This is a genomic window from Clostridioides sp. ZZV15-6383, from assembly GCF_020657735.1.
In the GTDB taxonomy this organism is placed as follows: Bacteria; Bacillota; Clostridia; order Peptostreptococcales; family Peptostreptococcaceae; genus Clostridioides; species Clostridioides difficile_D.
Map to the genome: position 1 here is coordinate 1 of NZ_JAGWCV010000103.1, position 4,647 is coordinate 4,647.

At 25.6% G+C, this 4,647-nt stretch carries 7 protein-coding genes; 2 read left to right on the top strand and 5 right to left on the bottom strand.

Annotation, left to right across the window (positions count from 1 at the left end; all coding sequences use genetic code 11):
• Positions 1-213 precede the first annotated feature (213 nt).
• The 3 genes from KGF42_RS18675 to KGF42_RS18685 form a co-directional block, all read right to left on the bottom strand.
• Positions 214-564 carry a hypothetical protein gene (locus tag KGF42_RS18675; protein WP_054273860.1) on the bottom strand — a complete coding sequence of 117 codons (351 nt, stop codon included), beginning with the start codon at positions 562-564 and terminating at the stop codon, positions 214-216.
• Between the two features lies 1 nt (position 565).
• Positions 566-949 (bottom strand): YtxH domain-containing protein, encoded by a 384-nt coding sequence (locus tag KGF42_RS18680; protein ID WP_227826873.1) that lies wholly within the window; start codon positions 947-949, stop codon positions 566-568.
• A gap of 503 nt (positions 950-1,452) precedes the next feature.
• Entirely contained in the window at positions 1,453-1,836 is a 384-nt protein-coding gene (locus tag KGF42_RS18685) for a PBECR2 nuclease fold domain-containing protein (protein WP_054273858.1), read from the bottom strand.
• A gap of 343 nt (positions 1,837-2,179) precedes the next feature.
• On the opposite strand from KGF42_RS18685, the gene KGF42_RS18690 reads away from it, so the two are divergent.
• Entirely contained in the window at positions 2,180-2,671 is a 492-nt protein-coding gene (locus KGF42_RS18690; RefSeq protein WP_227826874.1) for a prolyl-tRNA synthetase associated domain-containing protein, read from the top strand.
• 104 nt (positions 2,672-2,775) lie between these two features.
• Here KGF42_RS18690 and KGF42_RS18695 read toward each other — a convergent pair whose 3' ends face one another.
• A complete protein-coding gene (locus KGF42_RS18695) occupies positions 2,776-3,510 on the bottom strand; it encodes a class I SAM-dependent methyltransferase (RefSeq protein WP_227823401.1) in 735 nt (244 codons plus the stop codon).
• A 365-nt stretch (positions 3,511-3,875) separates the two neighbouring features.
• On the opposite strand from KGF42_RS18695, the gene KGF42_RS18700 reads away from it, so the two are divergent.
• Positions 3,876-4,448: an ABC transporter substrate-binding protein gene (locus KGF42_RS18700; protein WP_227826875.1), complete on the top strand. Its 573-nt coding sequence runs from the start codon at positions 3,876-3,878 to the stop codon at positions 4,446-4,448.
• A gap of 128 nt (positions 4,449-4,576) precedes the next feature.
• Here KGF42_RS18700 and KGF42_RS20635 read toward each other — a convergent pair.
• The coding region (locus tag KGF42_RS20635) for an IS3 family transposase (protein WP_137722713.1) at positions 4,577-4,647 on the bottom strand (71 nt) is incomplete at its 5' end.

Here is a 4,647-nt window from a genome sequence, read left to right on the forward strand (position 1 = left end):
TTTCTTTGACTAATTGTTTTCTTAAAGTATTCATAAAAAATCTCCTTTACGACATTTGATTATATTTAAATCATTGCCATAAAGAAGATTTTTATTAACCTTGAAGCACAAATTATTTTACATTACCAATTAAACCAATAAAAAAACGACCTTATAAATGCCATTTTAAGGTCGTTTAAATTATATCTTCTAGACTTTTTTATATTAAACATATTATTTTTTATCTAGAAAAATATTTTTAATTATAGTCAATATATCAACTATAACATCCATATTTGATTTAACACTGTCTTTAGTAACAAGAAAATCTGCTGTAACATCAGTAACAACTTCTGTTACGTCTTTCATGTTTTCCCCTACTTCTCCAAAATTTTCTACAACACTAGGAAGATTATTTAAAGTTGTATTTATATTTTGAGTATTTTCACTTAACATAGTCCCAACATTATTTAAAATCTTATGTAGTTTAGCAAGTACAATAATTAAATAAACTAAAGCAATACACCCAAGTATAGCTAATAATACATATATTATACTTATGTTAATTGTTATTGTATTGTTCATATTATTCCTCAGTAACACTAACTGGTTCAACAATATCTATTATTTTATCTTCCTCATTAGAATTTTCAATACTCTTTTTATTATCTATATATTTTTTTATTTTTTTCTTTGATTCTATAAAGTTTCCTTTTCTATCTTCTAGCTTCTCAGATACCTTACCTTTTACATCCACGGTTTTCATATTTATTTTTTCAGCAATTTGTTGTGAAGCACCTTTTATATCTTCTCTTGTCTCTTTTCCCGATTTTGGAGCCAACAGTACTCCACTCACTGCACCAGTAACAGCTCCTAATACTACACCAGCTGTAGCAATTTTAGCTTTCTTAACTTTTTCAGCTCTTTGTTTAGCTTTTCTTTTATCTTCTATTTTCTTTGATAGACTCATATTTAATCGCCCCTTATTATAATATTTTTAAACATTATAATACATTTTTTACCATAATGATATAGTTTCTAACTAAATTTTTAAAAAGCAATAAAAATTCTTTTTAATTACTTTCTATCCATTACAATTTAAAATTTTATAAGGCTTTTTTATATATTTTTATCTTATTAAAATATAATATTTATTAGATACAGATTATAAATATCTTATTTGATTAGCTTCACGTATATAACTAAAAAATTTTTAGGATAAATGACCTTCAATCTTTCTATATAAATTGAATTAGTATTTCAAAAAACAATAAGAGAGGAATTAATCCTCTCCTTTTAATTTAATTAGATTTGGCAGGGCGGCGTATCCTGCATCTCTATTAACTACTCCATAGTAGCGTATTGGGTGCCTTTCCAACCTCAAATCTAACTAATAAATATTTACATGTATATTTATATTATAACCTATATGATAATATTTTTCAATAGTTTTGGAAATTTAATAATATTATGTTAACCATCATATTGTTTTACTCTTCCACTATTTATTCTACTTTCTAATTTTGCTTCTTTTATAGCATACAGTGAAGATACATATAAATATCCTTTTTTTGTATCCAATTCTGTAGCCACTAAAATGTAATCATCAATTTTTTTTATAAACTCCACACTTTTTCCAGGTTTTTTAGGATGGCTTCCTATATATTCAGGGGACTTTAATACCATTTTTATAGTATCTATTATATCATTAACAATGTCCTTACTTAATTGACATCGATGTTTTTTCTTTATATGTTTTATAACACCAGAAGAAGCATAAATTTTACCAGTATATTCAATTCCTGCAAGTTCTGCCGTTTCTTCATCTATGATTCCAACAACTTTGTCTGTAGACATATAAAGCACATTCCTTTCTAAGATAATTTACCATTAATACTGTAAAATTTATTTAAATTAAATATCTATACTTAAAGTATAGTTTATTCCAAAAAGAAAAGATAGCATAATATAGTTTTTTCATATATGACTTTATATAAACTATTTTTATATGATTTATAAATGGTAAATAAGGTTCTATTTGTAAGCTGTTTTTAGAAATTGTTTAGCTTTTTTACGTTATATTAAATATTCTTGATTCTTTATAAAAATATAAGGTTTATATGGTATAAAACGTTTTCTTTTAAAGTTTTCTATGATAATATTATTTATATATAAAATAAATTTCTAATAGGAGGATATTATGAACAATCAACAACAAGAAGTATATAGAAAATTGGATGAATTTAACATACCTTATGAAGCTGTAAATCATCCACCAGTTTATAAAATTGAAGAAATGGAAGAATTAAAAACATTACATATGGAATTTGTTGTAAAAAATTTATTTCTTCGTGATGCTAAGGGAAAAGAACATTTTTTAGTTGTATTAGGTAAAGACAAAAAAGCAGATTTAAAAGATATTCGTCAACAAATTGATAGTAAACCTCTTAGTTTTGCATCAGAAGAAAGACTTCAAAAATACTTAAAACTTACTAAGGGAGCTGTGACTCCTTTTGGTATATTAAATGATACAGAGGCTGTTGTAAAAGTTGTATTTGATAAAGACTTATTAAAAATGGATAAAATAGGTATACATCCAAATGATAATACTGCTACTGTATTTTTAAAGTTTGAAGATATGAAAAAGCTTATAGAACAAAATGGGAATGAAATATATTACGTGGAAGTATAATTGTAACTTGATAAAGAGTGCAAAAGCAATGATTGCTTTTGCACTCTTTACATTAGTGTAATTGTTTTCTACAACTTTACTTTTACAATAGTTATTTATTTTTATTATTTTTTTCTTGCAGCTACAAGTAGCATCATAGGTCTTCGTAGTTCATCTTTCATTTCAAGAATTGTATCTAATAGTTTTTCCTCTGGTTGAGGCTCAACAACTTCTAATATTTCAAACCCAGTTTTATTTAAAGTGTTTAGATAAGTTGTTAGTGTTTTATGATATTTTGTAACTTCTTCTCCTAGAAAATTTGACTTACGTACTCCTTCTTCAAAATATCTATCTACTGGCCAGTGTAGATTATTACCGTCTTTATCACAATACCATTCTTGAGTTCCATATGCAGTAAATATAGGATGTTCAACAGAAAATACAAAGTCACCTTCGCTTGAAAGGCAATTACTTACATTTTCACATATATCTTCAAATGATTGAATATAATGAAATGCTAAAGAACTAATAACCACATCAAAACTATCTTTTGGAAAATTAATGTCTTCAATAGGCATACATATGTATTTTATATTATCAAATTGCGTTTTGTTTTTAGCTTCTTTTAACATTTTTTCTGAAATATCAATTCCAACAGCAGAGTTTGCTCCATTCTCAACTGCATATTGACAATGCCATCCAAATCCACACCCTAAATCTAAAACTCTTTTTCCTTTGAAATCAGGTAACATTTTTTTTAAAATATGCCATTCTCCAGCACCTGCTAGTCCATTTATAGAACGTTCCATTTTACTATATTTATCAAAGAATTTATCATCATCATATTTATTTTGTTTCATAAAATTTCCTCCATTTTAAGTATATTTGTTTAGATGCAATCTATTAAATACAAAATATAAGCTTTTACTATTTCATATAAAAATAATAAAAGTTTATATAAATTAATCTAATTTATATTATAAACAAATTTTTTCTTTATGTATAATAGACAAAAAAATGATATTATTTTAATTTTATTACTTAGCTTATAAATAATCAATATAATTTACCAAAGATTACACATTACTAAAAAAACTAAACATAAAACTCAAATTTATTTTTAAGTTTTTGTAGAAATATTATAAGTATAGATACATTTTTGTAACAACTACAATAAATATTTAATACTATATATTATTCGTATGTTTTATGGGAGGTATTTATTATGTTTAAAAAAATAGTCGCAATAGCAAGCTCTATCATTGTAAGCACAATCTGTCTAACTGGATGTGATTTTAACTCTAGTGACAAAAAAGATGAATCTTCTTCGTCTAAAAATCTAGATAAAGTAACTATAGCAGAAGTTACTCATTCTGTTTTTTATGCTCCACAGTATGCTGCTATTACGAAAGGATTCTTTGAAGATGAAGGCATAAAGATTGACCTTATAAATACCCAAGGTGCAGATAAAACTATGGCTGCCTTAATTTCAGGTGAAGCAAATGTAGGTTTAATGGGTCCTGAAGCATCTATATATGTATATAATCAAAACAAAAACGATTATGCAGTAAATTTTGCTCAATTAACTAAAAGAGATGGTAGTTTTCTAATTGCTAGGGAAAAAATGCCTAATTTCTCTTATGAGGATTTAAAAGGAAAAGAAATATTAGGTGGTAGAAAAGGTGGAGTTCCACTAATGACTTTTGAATATGTTATAAAAGAAAAAGGTCTTACTCTTGGAGAAAACCTAAAAGCAGGTAATGTTAATGTAAGAACTGATGTACAAAAATCAGTATGATTATAACATAAATTTATAACATTTAAATTACATATTTTGTAACTATTAATTCAACATTTAACTTTAAAAGGGCTGTCTCAAAATTGGATATGTCCCTGTCAAGTAGACAGACTTAAAAAAGGCTATCTTTACGCGGAATGAGTTCGATATTCAATCGGACTCATTCCGTTTTTTAATTGTATTCTTTCATTATTATAAA